This window comes from Pseudomonas sp. NFX1, from assembly GCF_051123555.1.
Taxonomy (GTDB): Bacteria; Pseudomonadota; Gammaproteobacteria; order Pseudomonadales; family Pseudomonadaceae; genus Aquipseudomonas; species Aquipseudomonas capeferrum.
Genome location: NZ_CP169366.1, coordinates 1,347,192 through 1,369,463 on the forward strand (window position 1 = coordinate 1,347,192; position 22,272 = coordinate 1,369,463).

General features: G+C 60.8%; 19 protein-coding genes. 16 read left to right on the forward strand and 3 right to left on the reverse strand.

Annotated elements, in window-relative coordinates; all coding sequences use genetic code 11:
• The first annotated feature begins 26 nt into the window (after window positions 1-26).
• The 6 genes from DJ563_RS05945 to DJ563_RS05970 all read left to right on the forward strand — a co-directional run bounded on the left by DJ563_RS05945 (window position 27) and on the right by DJ563_RS05970 (window position 6,169).
• Window positions 27-1,145 (forward strand): glycosyltransferase 61 family protein, encoded by a 1,119-nt coding sequence (locus tag DJ563_RS05945; RefSeq protein ID WP_434519025.1) that lies wholly within the window; start codon window positions 27-29, stop codon window positions 1,143-1,145.
• 399 nt (window positions 1,146-1,544) lie between these two features.
• Complete coding sequence (eppA, locus tag DJ563_RS05950; protein WP_077068395.1) at window positions 1,545-1,721, forward strand: EPS-associated small membrane protein EppA; 177 nt, start codon at window positions 1,545-1,547, stop codon at window positions 1,719-1,721.
• Window positions 1,722-2,068: 347 nt separating this feature from the next.
• A complete protein-coding gene (locus DJ563_RS05955) occupies window positions 2,069-2,626 on the forward strand; it encodes a polysaccharide biosynthesis/export family protein (protein WP_033697637.1) in 558 nt (185 codons plus the stop codon).
• Window positions 2,627-2,649: 23 nt separating this feature from the next.
• On the forward strand, window positions 2,650-3,765 hold the full coding sequence (locus DJ563_RS05960; RefSeq protein ID WP_274097988.1) for a hypothetical protein: 1,116 nt from the start codon (window positions 2,650-2,652) through the stop codon (window positions 3,763-3,765).
• A 20-nt stretch (window positions 3,766-3,785) separates the two neighbouring features.
• Entirely contained in the window at window positions 3,786-5,351 is a 1,566-nt protein-coding gene (locus tag DJ563_RS05965; RefSeq protein WP_274097989.1) for a GumC family protein, read from the forward strand.
• A gap of 11 nt (window positions 5,352-5,362) precedes the next feature.
• Window positions 5,363-6,169 (forward strand): CpsD/CapB family tyrosine-protein kinase, encoded by an 807-nt coding sequence (locus tag DJ563_RS05970; RefSeq protein WP_274097990.1) that lies wholly within the window; start codon window positions 5,363-5,365, stop codon window positions 6,167-6,169.
• A gap of 77 nt (window positions 6,170-6,246) precedes the next feature.
• On the opposite strand, the gene galE is transcribed toward DJ563_RS05970, so the two are convergent.
• From galE to DJ563_RS05985, 3 genes are all read right to left on the reverse strand, one after another.
• The gene (galE, locus tag DJ563_RS05975; protein ID WP_274097991.1) at window positions 6,247-7,209 is read right to left on the reverse strand and encodes a UDP-glucose 4-epimerase GalE; all 963 of its coding nucleotides are present in this window, start codon (window positions 7,207-7,209) and stop codon (window positions 6,247-6,249) included.
• 108 nt (window positions 7,210-7,317) lie between these two features.
• Window positions 7,318-9,918 (reverse strand): cellulase family glycosylhydrolase, encoded by a 2,601-nt coding sequence (locus DJ563_RS05980; RefSeq protein ID WP_434519026.1) that lies wholly within the window; start codon window positions 9,916-9,918, stop codon window positions 7,318-7,320.
• Window positions 9,919-9,923: 5 nt separating this feature from the next.
• Window positions 9,924-11,450: an O-antigen ligase family protein gene (locus DJ563_RS05985; RefSeq protein WP_434519027.1), complete on the reverse strand. Its 1,527-nt coding sequence runs from the start codon at window positions 11,448-11,450 to the stop codon at window positions 9,924-9,926.
• Between the two features lie 94 nt (window positions 11,451-11,544).
• Between DJ563_RS05985 and DJ563_RS05990 the strand changes: the two genes are divergently transcribed.
• From DJ563_RS05990 to DJ563_RS06035, 10 genes are all read left to right on the forward strand, one after another.
• Window positions 11,545-12,921, forward strand: a complete 1,377-nt coding sequence (locus DJ563_RS05990; RefSeq protein WP_434519028.1) for an oligosaccharide flippase family protein — start codon at window positions 11,545-11,547, stop codon at window positions 12,919-12,921.
• Between the two features lie 274 nt (window positions 12,922-13,195).
• Window positions 13,196-14,662 carry an FAD-dependent oxidoreductase gene (locus DJ563_RS05995; protein ID WP_434519029.1) on the forward strand — a complete coding sequence of 489 codons (1,467 nt, stop codon included), beginning with the start codon at window positions 13,196-13,198 and terminating at the stop codon, window positions 14,660-14,662.
• Between the two features lie 106 nt (window positions 14,663-14,768).
• On the forward strand, window positions 14,769-15,386 hold the full coding sequence (locus DJ563_RS06000) for an acyltransferase (protein WP_033697657.1): 618 nt from the start codon (window positions 14,769-14,771) through the stop codon (window positions 15,384-15,386).
• Window positions 15,379-16,335, forward strand: a complete 957-nt coding sequence (locus tag DJ563_RS06005; RefSeq protein WP_274097996.1) for a glycosyltransferase family 2 protein — start codon at window positions 15,379-15,381, stop codon at window positions 16,333-16,335. The genes DJ563_RS06000 and DJ563_RS06005 overlap by 8 nt, the downstream gene beginning before the upstream one ends.
• Window positions 16,336-16,343: 8 nt before the next feature.
• Window positions 16,344-16,874, forward strand: a complete 531-nt coding sequence (locus tag DJ563_RS06010; RefSeq protein ID WP_274097997.1) for a serine O-acetyltransferase — start codon at window positions 16,344-16,346, stop codon at window positions 16,872-16,874.
• A gap of 5 nt (window positions 16,875-16,879) precedes the next feature.
• A complete protein-coding gene (locus tag DJ563_RS06015; protein ID WP_434519030.1) occupies window positions 16,880-17,857 on the forward strand; it encodes a glycosyltransferase family 2 protein in 978 nt (325 codons plus the stop codon).
• 7 nt (window positions 17,858-17,864) lie between these two features.
• Window positions 17,865-18,866: a VirK/YbjX family protein gene (locus DJ563_RS06020; protein ID WP_434519031.1), complete on the forward strand. Its 1,002-nt coding sequence runs from the start codon at window positions 17,865-17,867 to the stop codon at window positions 18,864-18,866.
• A 49-nt stretch (window positions 18,867-18,915) separates the two neighbouring features.
• Window positions 18,916-20,118, forward strand: coding sequence for a glycosyltransferase family 4 protein (locus tag DJ563_RS06025; RefSeq protein ID WP_434519032.1), 1,203 nt, complete (start codon window positions 18,916-18,918; stop codon window positions 20,116-20,118).
• Window positions 20,115-21,302 carry a glycosyltransferase family 2 protein gene (locus tag DJ563_RS06030; protein ID WP_434519033.1) on the forward strand — a complete coding sequence of 396 codons (1,188 nt, stop codon included), beginning with the start codon at window positions 20,115-20,117 and terminating at the stop codon, window positions 21,300-21,302. The genes DJ563_RS06025 and DJ563_RS06030 overlap by 4 nt, the downstream gene beginning before the upstream one ends.
• A complete protein-coding gene (locus DJ563_RS06035; RefSeq protein WP_434519034.1) occupies window positions 21,302-22,066 on the forward strand; it encodes a WecB/TagA/CpsF family glycosyltransferase in 765 nt (254 codons plus the stop codon). Before DJ563_RS06030 ends, DJ563_RS06035 begins: the two co-directional genes overlap by 1 nt.
• Window positions 22,067-22,272 lie beyond the last annotated feature (206 nt).

The window sequence follows — 22,272 nt, forward strand, 5'->3', positions numbered from 1 at the left end:
GCCACGCCACCCGGGGGAGCAGCTTCATGGGAAGCGATATGTCGAAATTCAGCGCACCGTCCGCCGGCAAACGGCATAAGTGGACCCTCGCTGCGTATAAGTACATGGCACGCAAGCGACTTGCCCGCAATTCGGCGGTCGACCTGAAAAGCATCGCGTCAAAAAGCTGGGACATTGCGCCGGGTGAGACAACCCTCTCCCCGCCAGCCTTCTATTTACCCAATCAGCTCGAGCGGGTAACGGGGTGGGAGGCCAAGCGCTTTTACCCCTATGTGCATCCAGCGCGCACCATGGAAGGCGGCCTCAGCGTTGTGCAGGGCCCTACACGCGGCTACTTGATCAAGGACGTCTGGCTCATAGACGGGGCGCTCTACAAGGGCAAGGCCAGCCATTGGTTATCGTTGAAACCCAGTACCTTTCCGCGGGTTGTCGTCGAGAACGAAATAGAACGAGCGGCCATCTATTGCACGCAAAATGGCAATTCATGGTTTGGCACCTGGTTGATGGAAGACTGTGTCACTTACGCACTGGCCCGTAACGAGGGCGTACCGGTGACCACGGCGCCATCAGCCCGCTACCCGTTGTTTTCCCAGGCGCCTGCCTATGAAGACTGGTTAGACATGAAGCCCCTACGTCTGCGCAGTGCGTTTTTCCGTGAACTGGTGCTGTTTGACGATCAGAGCAATAACCGCAGCCGGCATTTACGCTACCGGGCCATGGGTGAAAAACTGCTTTCGCACGTCAACCATGAGCCGCACCCCGGCGTGTTCATTTTGCGTGGGGGCGACGGCGACTTGCGTTTCCTGCGTAATGAAATGGCGATTGCAGAGCACTTGCGCCAGACCCGGGGCTTTCGCGTTGTCGACCCGCTGAAGACCGACGTGCCAAGCATTATTGCAGCCTGTGCCGGCGCCAGGGTGGTGGTCGGGGTTGAAGGCAGCCAGTTGGTTCACGGCGTCAACGTGCTGCAAACCGGCGGCTGCGTGCTGACGTTGCAGCCTCCGAACCGTTTTGTCAGCTATTACAAGTACCTGACGGATCGCGACCAGCAGCACTTCGGCTTTGTAGTGGGCATGCCGGAGGGCGATGGCTTCAGGATCGACATCGAGGAAGTGGAACGCACCCTCGACCTGATGCCCTTATAGTCCGTGTCAGCGTCTGGTTCGAAAGCGCCAGATTTCGGTTCGCAAGCTCAACGATTGGCATTTGCCTTCTCACCGATGAAACGCAATCACTTCCACGCTTATTACCTTCCCTTGCCGATATCGCACACCGCTGGGGTCTTCCGAGCGGCCGAGGTGATAGAAATTTAGGTATTTCAGTCTCTTGCAGCGAAGCGGCACGTGTCAGGCAACCGCCTGGGGCGCTTGCATTTTTTGCGTGACGGCATTTTGACGAAGTCACCCCTCGTTCATTGAGATTTATTATGGTGTCGGATCATTGACGTAGTGTCATTGTGCCCATAAGCTCAAATCAACAGCGAGGAAGTCTCCCGCTAAACCCAAATATAACGACTTTTATTATCCTCTATATAGGAGGGGGTTATGCGCTCGACACTGTTCATAAAATCAATATTCTTGTTGGTGCTTTTAAGTGGCGCAGCACGCGCTGCTGATTCTTATGTCAATCAAAACAGTGTCATTCCTGTCGCAACGGCAGGTTGGTTCTTCGCCTTCGCGGTGATTGGTTTTGTGGCAGTTGCCAACAGAAGAAAGATTTAAACACTCAACGCGTCGGCAGGGTGAAGTACGTCTTTAACGGTTGTTCAATAGCACACTCATTCAGTGCCGTCGGTAATTTGACGACTGTGCTTTGATGCACGACTTTTCGCTGCCGCGGGCGGCTTGTCAATTTTCCAACTGTTGCTATATTCCAGTAGCCAGTAATTGCCAATAGCCGTAGGGTAGCGCAGCGTGCTGGTGGGTCAGGGCTTCGCAGCGTCAGTTACAGGGCCTCCAGGATGGTTGAGGCCGTCGCAGCAGGTGGTACGGTTGCGAAGTGGAGCGAGAGTTTGTGTGCCGTTCTCATTCAGTGCTCTTTGTCGGGCCAATAGGCCGGAGGGACCCTCATGGTACGTTCATTGTGTTCCGCTTTTTGCGTGCTGATGCTGTGGTCCGGTACCGGCAACGCCCTCGAAAATAACGCAAGTTACCTGCTCAGCCCTGGCGACGTGGTGATGGTGTCAGTCTGGCAAGAGGAGAGCCTGCGCCAGGAGGCCACCGTGCTTCCCGATGGCAGTATCACCTTCCCCTTGGCCGGGCGAATCGATGTCGCCGGCCTCGATGTCACGGCGGTCGAAAAACAGGTCGCTGCCAAACTCGAAAAATTCCTCCCCGACCCGAACGTCAGCGTTGTCGTCAAGAGCATCGCCGGCAACCTGGTCTATGTGCAGGGCAAGGTGATCAAGCCAGGGCCCGTGCAAATGGCGGGCCCAACGGCTGTACTGCAGGCCTTGAGCATGTCGGGCGGTTTGGACAAATTCGCTGACGAAAGCGCCATCAAGGTGGTCCGTGTCGACAAGGGCAGACAACAGATTCTGCCCGTGCGATATAAGGACCTGGTTTCCGGGCGCGACATGTCCACCAACATCCAACTTCAGGCTGGCGATACGCTGGTCGTTCCTTGATCTTGCCTTAATAAGAACACTTAATGCCTCTTCTAAGAACAACTAGCATTGCAACGGCAATCTTGGTCTTGCCGTTTACGGACGCGGTCCAGGCAGCAAATTGGCAGTCCTCGGTGGTGGTGCCGACTTCGGTCGAATACGACAGCAACCCCTTGTTGCTGTCGTCTGAAGAAAAGGGGGTGACGCGCACGATCATCGCGCCCGACTACACCCTGGTCGGTACCTTCGACCGCGACGAGTTGCGCTTGGGTCTTGGCATGCAGGTGTTGCGCTCGTCCGACACCGATATCGTCGACGACCGCGAAGACCCCAACGTGAGCTTGGGCTGGCAGCGAGACACCGAGAAAGGGCGTTTTGGCCTGGTGGCCCTGTACAACGAAAGCTCCACGTTGTCTGGCACCGTGCAGGACACCGGTGTGGTGACGACCGATGGCACGCAAAAGCTGTATTCGCTGGCAGGCAACTGGAGCAGCGCCATCACCGAGCGCAGCACGTTGTCCAACGAAACCAAGTACACCCGTGCCCGTTATGACATCGACACCCTGACCGGCTACAACGAACTGGGCAACGTATTCACCTGGACCTACGCCTGGAGTGAGCGGGCCGACCTGTATACGCGCTTTGGCGCAAGGCGTTATGAGCCCGAGGAAGACCTTACTGCCACGGCCTCCAACAGCTACACGCCTGCGGTCGGGGTCAAGTATCAGTTTTCCGAACGCCTGAGTGCGGATGCGCACCTGGGGGTCAACAAGGTGTCCGGGTCCGAGGGCGGTCGGCGGGGTGAGGGCGGTGCTTCGCTGCTGTATACCGGGGTGCGCTCCGATGCCAGTTTCAGCGCCGAACGCAGCACGGTCGCCAGTGCCGAGGGTGGCTTTGCCCAGCTCGACATGGTGCGCGGTATCTACAGTTATGCAGTCAACGAACTGACCCGTGTCGGGGCCGATGCGTCATGGCAAGACAGCAAGGGGCAAACGCCCAACACCCTGCAAACCTACAGCGTTTGGGCCAGCCGGGAATTTTCGCCTTTTTGGGATCTGCGCCTATCGTTGATGTACAAGGAACGGCGCCAGGATGATGCACCCGATGCGACCGCTACGATTGTTGGTTTGACGTTGACGTATAGGTACCCCGACCTCTGAACTTCAGCCTGGTGGCCTTTATGAAGTCTGACTACGAGCTCTCCCTCAAAGATTACATCGCCATAATCAAGGATCGGGCCCTGTTATTGGGGATCAGTGTCGTAGTCATTCTTGCCGCCACCGTGGTGGTGGCGGTGAGTGTGCCGCCTATCTATCAGTCCACCGGTACCATTCTGGTGGAGTCGCAGCAGATTTCGCCGGAGCTGGTCTCGGCGAACAACAACAGCTTTGCCGATGAGCGCATCGAGGTCATCCGCCAGCGGGTCATGACCCGCGAGAACCTGCTGCGGATCATCGACAAGTACAGCCTGTTCGCCGACAAGGGCAAGCAGCTCAGCGAGAGCGACAAGATCGACCAGATGCGCAATGCCATCGTGGTCGCCTCGCTCAGTACCTTCGTCAGAGGGCGCGGTGAGGCCACGGTCGCCTTCACCGTGTCGTTCGAACACAAGAAACCGGAAGTCGCCAAGGAAGTGGCCAGCGAACTGGTCACGCTGTTTCTCAATGAAAACCTCAAGCAGCGCACCGAGCGGGCGAACGAAACCACTGAGTTCCTGACCCAGGAAGCGAACAAGCTTGGCGCCGAGCTCGCCAGCCTGGAGAACCAGTTGGCAGACTTCAAGCAAGCCCATGCCAATGCCTTGCCCGAGCACCAATCGCTGCGCATGAGCATGTTGTCGCGCTCCGAGCTTGAGTTCAGGGAGGTCGACCGCGACTACAAGACGGCGCAGGAAGAGCTGCGTTACCTTGAACTTGAATTGTCCGCAGCCAATGCCGGGCTGACCACCAAGGCCGACGGTACGCGGCCGGCCAGTGCCGACCTGCCGCAGGACCTGCCCAGCCTCAAGGCCGAGTACACCCGGCTGCTGAGCCGGTACAAAGAAGCGCACCCGGATGTGGTGGCGGTAAAACGCAAGATCCAGGCGCTCGAAGCCAGTGGCGGTAACAGCAAGGCTGCGTCTTCGGTGAGCCTTGACGTGGCCCGCGTCCGTGCAAGGATCGGCGCCGCCCAGGAGCGCATCAGTTCGTTGGCCGAGCAAAAGCGTGAGCTGGTGAAGAAGATGGAAGGCTACGAGGCAGAGATTCTCGAAGCCCCGCAAGTCGAGCGTGGCCTGGTGACCTTGATGCGTGACCACGACAACGCCCGCAAGAAGTACGAGGAAATCCGCGCCAAGGAGATGGGCGCGAAAATTACCGAAAGCTTGGAGCAGGAAAACAAGGCAGAGCGCTTCGTGCTGCTCGAACCACCACTGCTGCCCGAGAAACCAATCAAGCCCAACCGCAAGAAAATCGCTGCCCTGGGCTTGGTGTTGGCACCGGCAGGTGGCGGCGCGTTGGTGATGCTGCTGGAAATCCTCAATCAACGGGTGCGTGGCGTCGGTGCGCTGGAAAGCGTGCTGGGCAAGCGCGTGCTGGTCACGGTGCCGTTCATCACCACCCAGGCGGAACTGGCCAAGCGCCGGCGCTGGCGCAACCTGCTGATCATCGCGGGGCTTGTGCTGATTGCTATGCTGGTAGTGCTGGTGCACATGTTCTACATGCCGTTGGATGTGTTGCTGTTCAAGGCTATGGCGCGGTTTGAATAGGGAAAGCAGTGATGGACAGGATCAAGCCGGTAGTTGGCAATAATATTCATCAAGTTTCTCCAGGTGCCACCCAGGCACCGCAAACCGCCCACGGGGCGGAACAACCCGAGGTGCCTGGGCAGTTCGATTATGTGCAGACCAAGGTGGTGCCGTTGCGTGCGGAGCACCTTGAGCGTAATCGGATTGTCGCTTACAACAAGAACTCGAACATGAATGGGCCCATTGACCTGTTGCGCACGCAGGTGCTGAAGGCCATGGAGGAAAACGGCTGGCGTACCTTGGCCATCACCTCGCCAACGCCCGAAGCAGGCAAGACAGTCCTGGCCATCAACCTGGCCATGAGCATTGCCCACCACACGACCAAGACGGCGCTGCTGGTGGACTTCGATTTGCGTCGGCCCAAGGTCGGCAGCAGCCTGGGTTTGCCGATGGACAAGGCGCTCAACGAATTGTTGGCTGACGAAGCCGGGCTGGAAGAAGTGTTGGTCAACCCGACGTTGCCCCGCTTTGTGGTGTTGCCGACACGGGTGCCTATTCCGCTGTCTACCGAAGTGCTGTCCTCGCCCCGGGTGAGCAACCTGATCGGTGACTTGCGCAACCGCTATGAGTCGCGGATCTGCATCTTCGACCTGCCGCCGCTGTTGAGCTCGGACGATGCGATCACGGTGATGTCCAAGTTCGACTGCGTGCTGCTGGTGGTGGCCAACGGTATGAACAGCAAGCAGGAGATCGAGGAGTGTCTGCACCATCTGGCGGCGGTCAACCTGATTGGCACCGTGTTGAACAAGGCGGATGAAAAACCCCGCACGTACTACTGAGACCCTGCGGTCTGTAGGAGCGGCCTTGCGTCGCGAACGGGCCGCGAAGCGGCCCCAGGGAATTGAGCAAGCAGCTCTCAATGCCAGGGGTACTGCAGCTCCCACCGCCAGGCATGCGCCACAATCTGTTCAAGCGACGCATACGCAGGCTGCCACCCCAGCACCTGCATTGCCTTGCTGGCATCCGCCACCAACCTGGGCGGGTCGCCAGCGCGGCGTGGCGCATCGAGTGTATGGATCTGCCGGCCTGTGACTGCACGGGCGGTATCAATCACCTGCTGCACTGAAAAGCCCAACCCATTACCCAGGTTGAATGCCGTGCTGGCGCCGCCTGCCACCAGGTAGTCCACCGCCAGCGCGTGGGCCGATGCCAAGTCGGCGACATGGACATAGTCACGAATGCAGGTGCCATCTGCAGTGTCGTAGTCACGACCAAACACCGTCACCGCATCACGTCGGCCGGAGGCCGCCTGGAGAATCAGCGGTATCAAGTGGGTTTCCGGCTCATGGCGTTCGCCCAACTGGCCGTCAGGGTCAGCCCCCGCAGCGTTGAAGTAACGCAGGCAAACCGACTTCAGCCCGTAGGCGCGGTCGAAATCCTCAAGGATCTGCTCGACCATCCATTTGCTGAGGCCGTAAGGGTTGATCGGCGCCTTGCCATGCGCTTCGTCGATGGGCACGTAGTGGGGGTTGCCGTACACGGCAGCGCTGGAGGAGAACACCAAGCGCTTGATACCCGCATTCACCATGGCCTGCAGCAATGTCAGGGTAGCCGCTACGTTGTTCTGATAGTACTTGCCAGGGGCGCTGACAGACTCACCCACCTGAATGAACGAGGCGAAGTGGAACACCGCATCAAACTGGCACTCGGCGAACAGCGCATCCAGCGCGCGCTCATTGGCAATGTCCAGTTCGGCCCATTGCACCCCAGGGCCAGGCGAGGCCAGGTCCGCCACCACCACTTCGTGGCCTGCGGCCAGCAAGTGCTTGACCATGTGCGAGCCGATATACCCTGCGCCACCGACAACCAGTAACTTCATCCGTGCCTCCTGGACGCTGCTGTTGTACCGACGCAGTGAGTCGTCCCTGAATCGAACCGGCGGGAGTATCAGCTACAGGTCTTCAGAGACTGTAGATGGCCAAATGCCCTATTTCAAGAACAGCCAGTTGGACATGTACTGGCCATCGAAGGTGATGCTGTATCGCCCGTCCTGGTAGGCCGCTGGCAGTTCCTTCAGCTGTGCCTGGGCGTCGCGCGAGAACAGTTTCAAGCCAGCTGCAGCCTTGATCGACAACGTGCCTTCGAAGGGCTCGACATTGAACGGCGTCTTGTCATCGGCCTTGGGCACGGCCCGGGTGCCCAGCGAGATCAGCAGGCTGCGCGACTGACCGAGCGGTTTCGCATCCAGGCTTTGCACGACGACGCTGGCATACGGTGTTTTTGCCTGTACCGCGATTTGCCCAAGGTTGACCGTTCGCCCGCCAAGCCAGCCCGTCGCGGCCTGGGTGAGGGGCGTGTCGATGGTGTAGAGGCCTTGTTGCCAGTTGCGTTTGAGCTCCCCGGTATCGGTCACCGCCTCACTGGCATCGGCGTCCAGCAGTGACTGCCCAGGGTCGCGCAGCACCTGTGCGTCGGCAGGGATGACGCTGGGTTTCAGCCACGGCAACTCCGGCGTCTGGGGCATGGCAATCTGCAGCCTGCCTTTTTCCATGGCGGTACGCAGGGCCAGCGCGTTGCGCGGAGTGATGTCCTGGTCGAACAAGGTGGCCGGTGTTGGCGCGAAAACGTAGCGGGTGGTGGCTTGCCGTACATCGGCGCGGCGATAGAGCAGGGCAGCGGCGGGCAGGGTGGCCAGCATCGCCGGGTCGTTGTAGGCGTGCCAATTGTCTGCCGTGCGCCAGCCGCTGTTGAAGGCCTGCTGGCTGTAGGCGTATTGCATCATGGCGTCCCAGCCCTGGTGGCTGGCGGTGCCTGCCACATACAGGGGCAGTGAATGGCGGTCGGGCAGGGGGAAGGGTTCGGCGTTCCACTCGGTGACCGTCAGGGGCAAACCGACCACCTGGGCTGCGGCTATCCAGTTGATCATCCCGTCGCTGGTCAGCGGGTTCTTTTCGAGCTGGCCGATGGCGCCGTAGCTGTGTGCGTCGATCACATCGCCAGCGGTAAGCGCCGGCAGCGCGCTCAGGCCGTTGCCACCCCAGGTGCTGGTGGTGGCAATGGGTACCTTGACCCCCAGGCTGTGCAGGTGCGCGATCATGTCGACATCGAAGCGCCGTTCCAGGTCGTTCAGGAACAGTTTCGACGGGCCATGCTCCCAGGCACGCCAGGTACGGTCTGCAGACAGGTCATGGCGCTTGGCGAAGGCTTTGGCTTCGTCCATGTAGAGCTGGCTGTGCTTGGGCACGCGCTTGTCCGGCATCAGGGCGTTGCCGTAGTGCTGGGTGATGTCGTTCTCGTTGGTGATCAATACCGCAGCAATTGCCGGGTCGTCCTTGTAGGCAAGCCCGGTATAAGGGTTCACATGGGTCATGTACTGCTCGGTAAAGCGCTTCATCGCCTGTTGAATGCTCAGGTTCACATAGGCATAGCCCTTGAGGTCGACCCGGCTCTCGCCCTTGGCCAGTTCGTCGAAGGCATAGATGTTGTCATTGGCGGTGAGGGCGCGCTGTACGTGCATGTCGAGCCATACGTAGATGCCTTCGTCCTTGAGGCTTTTGACCCACAGGTCGATCTTGCGCAGTGATTCGGCATTGAGCTGCTGGGTATCGCGAATCAGGGTGCCGTCGCCAAACACGTTCGGGCTGACCCACGGCGAGTCATGGTGGTGCAGCCGCACGAGGTTGAAGCCCAGTGCCGACAGGCGCTTGGCCTGTTTGGTGATTTCCTCGTCCGGCGTCTTGAACAGCGAGTACGCGGACAGGTTGGTGCCCCAGAAGCGTACGGGCGTGTTGTCCTCGAACACCAGTTGCTCGCCAGAGGCTTTCACAAAACCGCGCTTGCCTGCCGGTTTCTCTGGCGCATTGAGAAAGGACAGGTCGACCGGCGAGGTTTGCCAGTCGAGCTGGTCGTCCGGCCATTGTGTGGGGTCGGCCAGGCCAAAGCGTTCGGTTGGGGTGGGGCCAAGCTCGATATCGCCGGTCACGTTCAACGTGGCCTTGATCTGCTGCTGGCCAGCGCTGATGGGGTCTTTGTAGAAAAACGCGCGAATTTCGGAGGTGTTGCCCTGCTCGAAGTACACCTTAGCCAACGCCGGCTCGAAGCGCATCTCGATGCGCCTGCCTTGCGCATCCTTGCCCCATGACCAGCCGCGGTTGCCGGGTAGCAGCACCGGCTCGCCCATTTCCCCAGCGACCACGGCAGGGTCGAACTGGAACACGATGCCGCCGCCCATCACGTCGCTCTGCCTGCTGTGTGCGGTCAGGTCGAACGCCCAGGTCAGGGTTTGCGCCTGCTCCTTGCGGATATCCGCTGCCAGGTCGAAGTCCAGCTCCTTGTTCTTGCCTTGCAGGGTGTAGCTGAAGGGCGCATTGACCTTCAGGGCGGTGTAAAAGCCGGTCCAGCTCCAGTCAGCCGCCCAGAAATCGAACTTTGCTTTCATCACGGGGCCGCCACCCCGGGTCACGGTGGGCAGGCCGTTCTGTTCTTCGACGCTGACGACCCAGCCTGATGCCCAGCCAGCCTGCGACACCATGGCCAGGCCAGCGAACAGCGAAGCCCGCACGAAGCGGTGCAGAGAAAAAGCGGTCATTGGCATCACCTGGGTTGAAGTCGTGCATCGGCAAGGTCGCTGGCCTGGCTGGCACGGAGCCTGCGCACCCTTTGTATGTAGGCCACCCCAAGCCCGGCGATCGACCAGTACACCGTGGGGATGATGGTGATGCTGCTGACGGTGAAAATGATCACCAGAATGCCCACCAGGGTCGCCAGCAAAGCCCGGCCCAGTTGCCGTTGCTCGTCATCCTTGTCGGGGAATGCGCGCATGGCCTTGCGGATGCCCAGCAGCACGGTGACGAAGAACGCCACGAACAGCGCGAGCCCGACCAGCCCGACCCGCAGCGCCAGGCTGACGTAGGTGTTGACGATGTCGATGATACCTTCACCCTGAATCATCGATTGCATTTCCGGGGTGTTACGGAAGTCGAACGAGCCGAACAGCGGGTTGCGCTGGATGACGATCCAGGCGTTGTCGATCAACCGTTCCCGGTAGGTAATGTTCTCTTTCTCGATATTGCCGATGAAGGGCAACAGGTCCAGCACCTTGTCGCCCCCGGGCAGCACCGTCAGCAGCGGCAGCGCCAGTACGCCGGCGAGGGCGAGCACGGTCAGGCGCTTGACCGCGCCTTTGCCCAGGGCAATGAACACCACGACGATGACCACGGCGCCGATCCAGGGGCCGCGGGACAGGGGGGCGAAGAGCCCGGCGGCCAGCAGCAGCGCGCCGAGTACCCGCTGCAGCTGGCTGCGTACGTAACCCTGCACGAACAGGTACAGGCCGATGGCCACGCTCATCACGTAACCCAGCGCAATCGCCTGGCCGGTGGTGGCGCTGGCGCGCAGCGAGCCACCGCGGCTCAGGTAGCCGGACATGCTCCACTGCACGCCCATGGCATCGATCAGGGCGTTGTACAGCAGCCAGTGGCGGACGAACTCGGTGACGCCGATCAGTGCCAGGACGAAGGAGGCCAGCACGAACGCCAGCATGGCGTCCTTGAAGTCACTGATTTCCTTGAGCCCACGGCTGGCGACGTAGTACGGCAGGAACACATCGATGTACAGGTACAGTGCCTGGCGCAAGGTGTCGGTGAGGGTGGTTTCACGCAGGTACAGCACACTCATCAACACCAGGCTTGCCGCCAGCAGCTTGTCCGGCCAGGTGCGGCCGAAGCGCAGGGTGTCGCTTTGCCTGCTCAAGGCCAGCGCGGCGGGCAGCAACACGCACAGCGTCAGCAGCCGAACGTGGTTGAGGTCGACCAGGTAGTTGACCACGCCAAACCCGGGTATCTGCACCGACGCAGGCGGAATCAGGAACAGCAACATGAAAAACAGCGCCATGGCATTGCGTTCGCGCCGCCCGGCGATATACAGGATTATCGCGGCCGCAGCCACGTACACCCAGAAACTGTGGGAGGCGAAGGCCACCAGCGTCAGGACGAACCATAGGTTGCGTCGGCGCTTGAAGTCGCTGTAGGGGATGAGATCTGTCGCCGGGCGGCGCGCCATGACGAAAACGACGCCTGCCAGAAACAGAATGACGACAAGTGCACGAAAATGTTCAGGCATTGGCTAAGGCACCTATCCCTCGGTAAGCAACGGCTAGCATCATGGCTAATTGAAACTATAGTGACTTTTAGCGAATCAGTCAGAGATTGAAGTCATGCCGTCGATTGATGTGTCAGCCTCAGCGAGCCTGCGCAACCGCGCACTGAAGGCCGGGTCATGGAACCTGGTATCGCTGGTGGCGTCACAGGTCATGCGCCTGGGCGGCAACCTGATCATGGCCCGTTTGCTATTGCCGGAAATGTTCGGTGTGATGGTCATTGCCACCACGGTTTCGGTGCTTTTGCACTTGCTCTCCGATGTCGGCTTGCGCCAGAACATCATCCAGAGCCACCGGGGTGACGACCCAGAATTTCTCAATACCGCCTGGACCGTACAGATCATCCGCGGTTTCGTGCTGTTTGCCCTGACCTTGCTGCTGGCCGCCGCGTCCTGGTTCGCGCAGCTTGCCAACCTGTGGCCGGCGGACTCCACTTATGCGGCGCCGGAGCTGCCGATGGTGTTGGCGGTGACTGGCCTTTCGGCAATCATCTGGGGCTTCCAATCCACCAAGATAGATGTCGCTGTACGAACTTTCCAACAAAAGCGCGTGGTGCTGGTAGACCTTGCCTCGCAAGTGGTCGGTTTGATCGCCATGCTGGTGATCGGCTACTTCACGCGGTCGATCTGGTCACTGGTGGTCGCGGGCCTGGTCAGTGCCCTGGCGGGTACTGTACTGGGCCACACGGCCCTGCAAGGGCCGAACAACCACTTGCGCTGGGACCGTAGCGCACTGACCGAGCTGATCGTGTTTGGCCGCTGGATCCTGCTGTCGTCGATGGTGGGGGTGTTGGCCATGTACGGCGACCGCATCTGGTTTGGCGCCAGCATGACGGCGGGGCAACTGGGTGTGTATTCCATTGCCGTGCTGATCCTCGGGTCTGTGCAGACCGGGTTGCTGAAACTGGTGGGTTCGGTGGCGCTGCCGGCCTTCAGCGAAGCCGCCCGGGAAGGTGACAAAGAGCGCCTGAAGGCCCTGTACTACCGTTTCAGGTTGCTGGTCGACCTGGCCATGCTGTTTGCCTGCGGGGTGTTCCTGACCGCCAGCCCGTTGCTGATCGGCTGGATGTACGACGCGCGTTACACCGAGGCAGGCACGATCCTTGCCATTCTGTCGCTGTCCTTCTTCACATTGCGCTATACCTTGGCACACCAGATATGGATTGCCCTGGGCCTGACCAAGTACCAGGCCATGGACAACATCATCCGGCTAGTCTCGTTATGGGGGTTGTTGCCACTGCTGCTGGCCATTGGCGGGGTGGACTATGCAATCTGGGGGGTTGCCCTGCATACCTTCCCGACGCTGCTGCTGATTGTCTACGTCAACTGCAAGCTCGATATCTTCAGCATCAAGCGCGAGCTGGTGGTCTTGCCGATGCTGGCGGTGGGCGTGCTCTGCGGTCTGCTGGCGACCCGCTTGTTCAACTGGCTGTAACGCCGCCGTCTGGCGAGCGATGTTTCAACGTCGGGGCGGTCGAGTGACTGATTTTGAACACTTCATCGAGATAGGTCGGGATCATGGGGAAGCTTACGTTGTGTACTGCGCTTTTGGGTCGTAGGGGCTTTCTTCAGAGCTGTGTCTTGCTGGGCGTTGGCGGCGCCGTGTTTGGCGTGGGCGCAGACGTTGCACGCAAACCCGTCGAAAATACCGGCTTCGTGGTGATCAATGGCTGGGTGTTGCCGTCGCAGTACTTCCGGAACGAGCAAGCATGATCAAGGACTATCAGCAGCAGAAAACGCTGCGTGACGGCTACGATTTTTGCATCATCGGGGCTGGCCCCGCAGGCATTACCCTGGCGCTGCGGTTGGCGGCTGCCGGCTGGAACGTGATGCTGGCCGAAGGGGGCGGGCACGAGTATTCGCCGCATTCGCAAGGGCTGTACCAGTGCACGTCGACTGGCCTTGAGTTGTACGCCGAGGAAACACGCCTGCGTTATCTGGGCGGCACGTCCAATCACTGGGCGGGGCGCTGCCGGCCTTTTACCCCTTCGGATTTCGCCATTGCACCGCCTGGTGACTTGCCCGGCTGGCCCATCCCGTATTCGGAAATCGAGGGTTATCTGGCGGCGGCCATGGCGATCGTCGACCTGCCGTCAGGCTCGGCGTTTCATGCGATGAACACCGGGCTCAGTGGCGGCGACTTCGAGCCTGACCGCTTCCTGCTCAGCCCGCCGACGCGCTTTGCACAGAAGTACGCAACAGCGCTGAATGAGACTGCGGGGCTGGATGTATTCATCAATTGCAACTGCGTCGATCTTGAATTCGACAAAGCCTCGGGCCAGGTGATGGCGGCGGTGGTGTCTGACTACGACCGCCATCGTCAGCGCGTGCAGGCCAGGCACTTCATCCTGGCGACCGGCGCCATCGAGAATGCGCGGCAATTGCTCAACAGTGAAACCCTGCTGGCCGCCGGTATCGTCGACAAGCAAGGGCTGACCGGGTGTTGCTTCATGGAACACCTGAATATCGACATGGGGACCTTCATCCTGAAGTCGGACCAGGACAAGGAGATGCGCCAGTACTACACCACCGATGCCTTTGTCGCCGAGTACCAGGCAGGTAAAGGCAATGTGACCGCCGCACTGCTCTCGGATGTACAGACCTATGGCCGCACGGCCGAGGTCAAACACTTTCTGGAGAACCTCGCCTGTGACATGGGCGTTGCCAGCAAAATCGAATTTTTCGCCAAGTTCAGCTGCCCCGGCGACGGCGTGATCGGCACGATGATCGAGCAGTTCCCCAACCGGCAAAGCCGCATATCGCTGCTGGATGAAAAGGATCAACTGGGGGTGGCCAAGGTCAACGTCAATTGGGCGTTGAGCGACACCGACCGGCACACCATCAAGTGCATTGGTACTGAACTGGCCAAGCAGTTCGCCGACATGGACCTTGGCTACGTCAAGCTCAATGACTTTGTGTATGACACGTCGGTGCCGCTGAAGATGGCGCCGCATGCCCACCATATGGGCACCACGCGCATGGCCGCTTCACCCGAGTTCGGTGTGGTCGATGCCGACTGCAAAGTCTTCGGCACCCAGAACCTCTACATCGCGGGAAGCAGTATCTTCGCCAAGGGCGGCGCTTCCAACCCGACCATGCCGTTGTTGCAATTTGCCGTGCGGCTGGCGGACCACCTCAATGAAAAATTGAAATCGGCTACGGGTGCCACGGTGTAACGCACGTTGTAAATGGGTTGAGTGCGATGCGGTCAGCACCAAGAAGAACGAGACCGAATTCGCCTCAGGGACAGTCCAGATTCGCTTTGATTGCGAGGCTTGCAGAATGAATGGATGGCTACGGAGTGCACTGACGTATTATGTCAATTCCACAGGGCGTGGAGGCTCGACATACAAAAAGTTCTGTAACCCTACAGGACGGGAGTGGGGCAACTACCTGGCCCGCTGGGGCAAGTTTCATTCGGTAGGCAACAACTTTCACATCAACCCTGGGTGCAACGTCACCGACCCTGCGCTGGTGCGCATTGGCAATAACGTCGGGCTCTCGGATTGCACCCTGATCGGGCACGATGGCGTGGTCGCGCTGATCGAGCTCTGCTACGGCAAACACCTCGATTCTGTCGGCTACATCGACATCAAGGACAACTGCTTCATCGGCCATGGCGCAATCGTCATGCCCCGCGTGACCATCGGGCCCGACTCGATCGTGGCTGCCGGTGCGGTGGTCACCAAAGACGTGCTGCCCGGCACCGTGGTCGGCGGCAACCCGGCCAAGTTCATCTGCACCACCGAGGCCCTGATCAAAAGGGTCGAGGATCGCTGCGAAAGCTACCCCTGGATCGAAATGGTCAAACAGCGCAAAGGTGCCTTCGACCCAGCGGTCGAGCCGGCCCTTGCTGCGCAACGGCGGCAGTACTTCTTCGGGGACGGTAGCAATGGATAGAAAACCCGTCGATGTCATGGTGGTCAATTTCAATACCGCGTCCTTGCTGCAGCCCATGTTCGATGCGCTGCGCCAGGCCGATAGCGAAAAGCTCGCCAGTTACCTGGTTGTCGACAATGCCTCGGTCGATGACTCTGTAGAGCGCATGGCCAAGGTGTGCCCCGAGGCGCTGTTGCTGAGCAACAAGAAGAACGTCGGTTTTGGCCGTGCCAACAACCAGTTGCTTGCGCACCTGCAGGGCAAGTACGCGCTGCTGCTCAACACCGATGCCTTCGTGGCGGCCGACTCCCTGGCCAAAACCATCGAGTACATGGACAACCACCCTGAGTGCGGTGTGCTGGGTGTGCGCCTGGAAGGCCGCGAGGGTGACCTGCAACCCAGTTGCCGCTACTTCCCGACGCCACTGAACGTGTTTGTCGGCCGTACCGGGCTGGGGCGCTTTTTCCCCGGCTTGAAAATGGTCGACGAGATGAGCTGGGACCATGGCTCGGTACGGGAGTGCGACTGGCTGCCCGGTTGCTTCTACCTGGTCCGTCGAGAAGTGCTGGACCAGGTCGGCCTGTTCGACCCGCGCTACTTTCTGTACTACGAGGAAGTTGACCACTGCAAGCGGGTCAAGGAGGCGGGCTGGAAGGTAGTGTTCTATCCCCATACCACGGTGGTGCACATCGGCGGCGAAAGCTCCAAGTCAGTCAGCGAACTGGAGGCGGCCAGCCGGCAGATCTCCAGTTACCAGATCGAAAGTGAGCTGCTGTACTTTCGCAAACACCACGGTGTTACCGGGCTGGCACTGCACATGCTGCTGGTGTGCATAGGGGACCTCGTACTGGCGCTCAAGGCGCTGTTGAAGGGAAGGGGCCGCGCTGCGATACGGGCCTGCTGGCGGCATTGCCAGACCACTTGGTCGCTGTTGTTCAAGACCCGGTTCGCAACCCAACCCACACGGTAGGTGAAGCCATGTTCGAGAATATCCGCGCGGACTTGCGTGCACACGGTGGTGATTGGGGCGCCCAGGGGTTCTGGGTGCTGCTGGTGTATCGCTTTGGGCGCTGGCGCTATGGTGTGCGCCCGGCCCTGCTGCGCAAACTGTTCTCCATCCTCTACAAGATCCTGTTCAAGTTCGTGCAGATCATCACCGGGGTGGAATTGCCCTGCGAGGTGGTGATCGGCCGCAACTTCGTCATCGACCATTTTGGCGGCATCGTCATCAGTGGCTACGCCCGGTTCGGCGATGACTGCCGTATTCGCAACGGTGTGGTGGTGGGCCTGAAGAACGTCAACGAGCCGATTGCGCCGGTGTTTGGCAACAACGTCGATATCGGCGCAGGGGCCAAGGTGCTGGGCAATATCCGCATCGGCAACAACGTGACCATTGGCTCCAACGCTGTGGTGCTGATCGATGTGCCCGACGACTCACTGGCAGTCGGTGTACCCGCGACCGTCAAGCGTCGAAAACCAACTGAAGCTGCGGCGTGCCCGGTCGAGTGAGGCCCATGGAGACAGGTATCGGCGTGGTGGTGATCGGCCGCAATGAGGGGCTGCGCCTGGAGCGCTGCCTGCGCTCATTGGCGCACGGCGCGGAGCAGGTGGTGTACGTCGACTCAGGCTCCAGCGACGGCTCCGTGGCCATGGCGCAGGCCTTGGGCGTGCACGTGCTGGCGCTCGACATGGCCCGCCCGTTCACCGCAGCCCGGGCGCGTAACGAGGGCTTCGCTTGCCTGCAACGGCTGTTGCCATCGATGCGCTACGTGCAGTTTGTCGACGGTGATTGCGAGGTGGACCCAGGCTGGTTGGCCAGCGCACAGGCATTTCTGCAGGCGCACCCTGAGGTGGCGGTGGTGTGCGGGCGTCGCCGCGAACGGTTCCCCCAGCGCTCGATTTACAACTGGCTGTGCGACCTGGAATGGGACACGCCCATCGGTGAAGCCAAGGCCTGTGGTGGCGATGCATTGATGCGTGTCGACGCGTTCACCCAAGTGGGCGGGTTCCGCCCGGACCTGATTGCCGGCGAAGAGCCAGAGTTGTGCGTGCGCTTGCGCGCCAAGGGTTGGAAGATCTGGCGGCTGGCCGCTGAAATGACCTTGCACGATGCGGCCATGACCCATTTCAGCCAGTGGTGGCGACGCAGTTTGCGGGCCGGCCATGCCTATGCCGAAGGTGCTTTTTTGCATGGGCGTGCGCCAGAGCACCACTGGTTGCGCGAGTCTCGCCGCGCCTGGCTGTGGGGCTTGGGTATCCCGCTGGCGACAGTGCTTGCCGGTGGCCTGATGGGTGGCTGGGCGCTGCTGCTGTTGCTGATCTACCCGCTGCAGGCCGCGCGCCTGGCGCGTCGCGGTGGCAAATCGAGGCGCGAGAACTGGTTGCAGGCGGTGTTCCTGGTGATTGGCAAATTCCCTGAAATGCTTGGGCAGGTAAAGTTCCTGTTGAACCGGTTCGCTGCCGGCAAGGCCGCGTTGATCGAGTACAAATGAGAGCCCTATGATTGCCAGATCGATAGTGAAAAGTGTGCTCACCCTGCAACCCGGCTACTCGCTGCGGGCCTTGAACAACAAAGCCAAGTTGACGGTAGAGATCGCCAGGCAGTGGCCCGCCCTGAAGGCGTTCATGCAGCGCATGTCGGCTGCGCTGGGTGATGACCGCTTTGCAAGGCTTGGGGTGGATTGCATCGGCGTCGTGCAGTGGCCCTACATCAGCAAGAATTGGCAGGCGCAGGAGCGCCTGGGGGTGGTGGCGTCGCACTTCGAAGAGGTGGCCAGGCAGTTTCCGAAACTGTTGCTGCTGGGCCGGGACGACAGCCTGACCCTGTGTGACCTGTCGGCCTATTCGACAGGGTGCGCCCTGATGCTGGACCGGCCCATCTGGTTCAAGCGTGAAGGTGAGCTGGTGCTCAACCTGTTCCAGGGCGATCTGCGCGTAGCGTCACTGGCGTTCACCCTGTGCCGCCAGCACGGTGAGTTGTGCCTGTTCATTGGCGCCGTCCAGGGCATTCACAAGGGCATCGACAGCGAAACGTCGTTGAACATCTACAGGGACCTGACCAAGGACTTCGAAGGCCTGCGCCCCAGAAGTTTTCTGCTGGAAGCCTTCAAGTGCATGGCCAGAGCACTGGGGGTAGTGCGCATCTACGCCGTCGGCGATGCGCACCGCCACCATCGTCATCCCTATTTTGGCGCCGACAAGGCGCAAGACCTGGCCGCCCATTACGACGTCATCTGGCAGGAAAACGGCGCTACAGCTTCAGAACGCGAGGACTTTTTCAGTCTGCCTTTGGCCGCGGCCAAGCGTGCGGCAGACGACATCGCGCCCAAGAAGCGGGCGATGTACCGCCGGCGTCATGCCTTGTTGGATGACGTTTTCGCCCGCCTTGAAGCTGCATTGTCAGGCAGCGAGCACAACCATGGGCTACAAGGGATGAAGGGGGATGTGCTTGAACGTGCATCGGCAGGGGGGCCGCCGCCGGCGATCGACAGCCTGAAGTAACGGGTTGCCGCTGGCAGGGTTCATTACGCAGGCATTGAATTGGATTCCTATGCGCATTGCTTACTTCATCAACCAGTACCCGAAGGTCAGCCATAGCTTCATTCGACGCGAAATGCTGGCGCTGGAGCGCCAGGGCATGGAGATCCAGCGCATTGCCCTGCGGGGCTGGGACGCCGAATTGCAGGACGCCGAGGACATTGCCGAGCGGGACAAGACCCGCTATGTGCTGCACGAAGGCGTCAAGGGGTTGTTGGCACCGACGCTGCAGGTACTGCGCGCCGAGCCGAGGCGCTTCTTCGCCACCCTGTGGCTGGCCTTGCGCATGGGCCAGCGCGCAGACCGGGCATGGCCTTATCACCTGGTGTACCTGGCAGAGGCGTGCAAGGTCTTGCTCTGGTTGCAGGCCTTTGGCGCCAAGCACGTGCACGCGCACTTTGGCACCAACTCCACCGAGGTGGTGATGCTGGCCCATGCACTCGGCGGGCCTGGCTACAGCTTTACCGTGCACGGCCCGGAAGAATTCGATAAACCGCAATTTCTGCACGTGGGCGAAAAGGTGCGCCGCGCAGCGTTTGTCGCGGCAGTCAGTTCTTACGGGCGCAGCCAGTTGTTCCGCTGGGTGGCGCATGAGCACTGGGGGAAAGTGAAGGTGGTGCATTGTGGCCTGGAGCGCGAGTTTCATGCCGTCGCCGCTGTGGCCGCACCTGCAGCGCCACGCCTGGTGTGCGTAGGGCGCCTGTGCGAACAGAAGGGCCAGCTGTTGCTGATCGAGGCGGCCCGCCTGTTGGCCGCCCAAGGCGTTGCATTCGAGCTGGTATTGGCAGGGGATGGCGAGATGCGCGGGCAGATCGAGGCCCTGGTCGCCCGCCATGGCTTGCAGGCACAGGTGCGGATAACCGGCTGGATCAGCGGCGCCCAGGTGCGGGACGAAATTCTGGCGGCCCGTGCCTTGGTGTTGCCCAGCTTCGCCGAGGGCTTGCCGGTGGTCATCATGGAGGCCATGGCGTTGCGCCGGCCGGTGCTGACGACTTATGTAGCGGGCATCCCCGAGCTGGTTCGCCAGGGCGAGAATGGCTGGTTGTTCCCGGCGGGCACGGTGGAGGAGCTGGCTGCGGCAATGGCCGATTGCCTGGCGCAACCCGCCGACGTGTTGCAGCGCATGGGCGAGGCGGCGTATGAGCGGGTGCTGCAACGCCACGATATCGATACCGAGGCCGCCAAGTTGGCCAGCTACTTCAAGGCCTGCGCATGATCAGCCTATTGGCGTGGCTATTAGGCCTGGTGGCGGTTGCCATCCTGCTGCCATCGTTGGTGTTGTTCGCGCAGGTGCTGCTGGCTTGCCTGCCTGCACGGCCACACCCTGCGGCCAGTGCCAGGCGCCCGCGCGTGGCGGTGCTGGTGCCTGCGCACAACGAGGCGTCGATCATTGCTTCGACGCTGGCGAGCGTCGGCCCGCAAATGCTGGTGCATGACCGTTTGCTGGTTGTGGCGGACAATTGCAGCGACGACACCGCGCAGTTGGCGCGCAGGGCGGGCGCTGAAGTGGTGGAGCGGCACAACGATCAACTGCGTGGCAAGGGCTATGCGTTGGACTTTGGTGTGCGGCATCTGGCGCAGGACCCGCCAGAGGTGGTGATCATCGTCGACGCCGACTGCCTGGTGGGTGAGGGCGCCATCGACCTGCTGGCACGCCGCTGCCTTGAAGCTGCGCGGCCTGTGCAGGCGCTCTACCTGATGCATGCGCCCGCCGGCGCGGGCCTGAAAGTGCAGATTGCCGAATTTGCCTGGCGGGTGAAGAACCTGGTGCGCCCGCGAGGGTGGGCACGCCTGGGCTGGCCTTGTCAGCTGATGGGTGCGGGCATGGCATTTTCCTGGCGGGACCTGGCAGCGGTCGATTTGGCCAATGGGCACCTCGTCGAAGACTTGAAGCTGGGCCTGGATTTGTGCCAGGCCGGCAAACCACCGCTGTTTTGCCCTGCCGCGCAGGTTACTAGCGAGTTCCCGCTTAGCCAGGAAGGCTTGAGCAGCCAGCGTACTCGCTGGGAGCATGGCCACCTGGGGGTGATCGTGGCCCAAGTGCCTAGCTTGCTGGTGGGCGCGCTCGCGCGGCGCAATTGGCCGCTGCTGGCCATGGCCCTGGACCTGATGGTCCCGCCGTTGGCGTTGCTGGTACTGGCCTTGATAGTGGTGGTAGGCGTGTGCTGGCTGGCCGCGCTGCTGTTCGGTATCACGGCACCGGCGTGGATCGCCACGGCGGCCTTGGCAATGCTGGGTGTGGCGGTGCTGCTGGCGTGGTGGCGTTTCTCTCGGGAACTGATCCCGTTTTCGGTGTTGCTTTACGCCCCTTTCTACGCCGCGAGAAAGATCCCTTTGTATCTGGGTTTCTTGATCAAACGCCAGGTTGAATGGGTGCGCTCGAAACGGGATGACAGCTGATGAGCGAATGGCAAAGCCGCTGGAAAACGATTATCGGCAAACTGCGGGTAGTCAGAGACCCTGCGCAAGCGCAACTTCTGCTTGAGGCACTGTGCCGGCCCGAGGCGCCGACGGTACTGGGTTTCGTCAATGCCCATGGCATGAACCTGGTGGCGGGTAATGCGGATTACTGCAAGGCGCTGTGTTCGGCCGATGTGCTGCTGCGTGATGGGGCCGGCATGGCGATTCTGTATCGCCGCCTGGGGCTGGACCCTGGGCTGAACATGAATGGCACAGACCTCATCCCCAAGCTGATGGCGGCGTTCAAGGGGCGGCGAGTTGCATTCTGGGGTACCCGAGAGCCGTTTCTGGGCCAGGCGGTGCAGTGCAGCGAGGCCCGCTTCGGCCTGGTGCCGGTGTCGGTCCACGATGGTTTTGCCGATGTAGCCACTTACCTTGAACTTGCCCGGGCAACGCAGCCGGAGCTGATCGTGCTGGGCATGGGGATGCCCAAGCAGGAAGCGCTTGCCCAAAGGCTGGTTGCCAGTGGCGGGCCGTGCCTGATCGTCTGCGGTGGGGCAATTCTGGACTTTCTTGGCGGCAAGGTCAGCCGGGCCCCGGCCTGGCTTCGCTGGTTGGGCGGGGAGTGGATCTTCCGTTTGGTGAAGGAGCCTAAACGCCTGTTCATGCGTTACGTGGTGGGTAACCCGGCGTTCCTTCTACGAACCCTGTTCTGCACCAAGGCAAAGACGCTCGATGCCGGTAACACGCCCAGGCGTATCTGACGATTCGGCCAGGCGAACCGTCTGAAATGGCCAAAATCCATGGCAGGGCGGATTCCGCCCGCCGGGTGGGCGAGCGACTGCTACAGTGATAGCAAGCGGCCTTGGGGGGCGGCGAAGATTATTCAGCATACAGGATTCTACTTTAAAGGCTGTTATTGATTGATTGAGTAAGCTGCAAGGCACTTGCTACGCTCAAATTAATGAGG

Bases quoted from the DNA above. Each gene is read 5' to 3' on its own strand.
- DJ563_RS05945 (WP_434519025.1), top strand. From the start codon at position 27: ATGGGAAGCGATATGTCGAAATTCAGCGCACCGTCCGCCGGCAAACGG.
- eppA (WP_077068395.1), top strand. From the start codon at position 1,545: ATGCGCTCGACACTGTTCATAAAATCAATATTCTTGTTGGTGCTTTTA.
- DJ563_RS05955 (WP_033697637.1), top strand. From the start codon at position 2,069: ATGGTACGTTCATTGTGTTCCGCTTTTTGCGTGCTGATGCTGTGGTCC.
- DJ563_RS05960 (WP_274097988.1), top strand. From the start codon at position 2,650: ATGCCTCTTCTAAGAACAACTAGCATTGCAACGGCAATCTTGGTCTTG.
- DJ563_RS05965 (WP_274097989.1), top strand. From the start codon at position 3,786: ATGAAGTCTGACTACGAGCTCTCCCTCAAAGATTACATCGCCATAATC.
- DJ563_RS05970 (WP_274097990.1), top strand. From the start codon at position 5,363: ATGGACAGGATCAAGCCGGTAGTTGGCAATAATATTCATCAAGTTTCT.
- galE (WP_274097991.1), bottom strand. From the start codon at position 7,209: ATGAAGTTACTGGTTGTCGGTGGCGCAGGGTATATCGGCTCGCACATG.
- DJ563_RS05980 (WP_434519026.1), bottom strand. From the start codon at position 9,918: ATGACCGCTTTTTCTCTGCACCGCTTCGTGCGGGCTTCGCTGTTCGCT.
- DJ563_RS05985 (WP_434519027.1), bottom strand. From the start codon at position 11,450: ATGCCTGAACATTTTCGTGCACTTGTCGTCATTCTGTTTCTGGCAGGC.
- DJ563_RS05990 (WP_434519028.1), top strand. From the start codon at position 11,545: ATGCCGTCGATTGATGTGTCAGCCTCAGCGAGCCTGCGCAACCGCGCA.
- DJ563_RS05995 (WP_434519029.1), top strand. From the start codon at position 13,196: ATGATCAAGGACTATCAGCAGCAGAAAACGCTGCGTGACGGCTACGAT.
- DJ563_RS06000 (WP_033697657.1), top strand. From the start codon at position 14,769: ATGAATGGATGGCTACGGAGTGCACTGACGTATTATGTCAATTCCACA.
- DJ563_RS06005 (WP_274097996.1), top strand. From the start codon at position 15,379: ATGGATAGAAAACCCGTCGATGTCATGGTGGTCAATTTCAATACCGCG.
- DJ563_RS06010 (WP_274097997.1), top strand. From the start codon at position 16,344: ATGTTCGAGAATATCCGCGCGGACTTGCGTGCACACGGTGGTGATTGG.
- DJ563_RS06015 (WP_434519030.1), top strand. From the start codon at position 16,880: ATGGAGACAGGTATCGGCGTGGTGGTGATCGGCCGCAATGAGGGGCTG.
- DJ563_RS06020 (WP_434519031.1), top strand. From the start codon at position 17,865: ATGATTGCCAGATCGATAGTGAAAAGTGTGCTCACCCTGCAACCCGGC.
- DJ563_RS06025 (WP_434519032.1), top strand. From the start codon at position 18,916: ATGCGCATTGCTTACTTCATCAACCAGTACCCGAAGGTCAGCCATAGC.
- DJ563_RS06030 (WP_434519033.1), top strand. From the start codon at position 20,115: ATGATCAGCCTATTGGCGTGGCTATTAGGCCTGGTGGCGGTTGCCATC.
- DJ563_RS06035 (WP_434519034.1), top strand. From the start codon at position 21,302: ATGAGCGAATGGCAAAGCCGCTGGAAAACGATTATCGGCAAACTGCGG.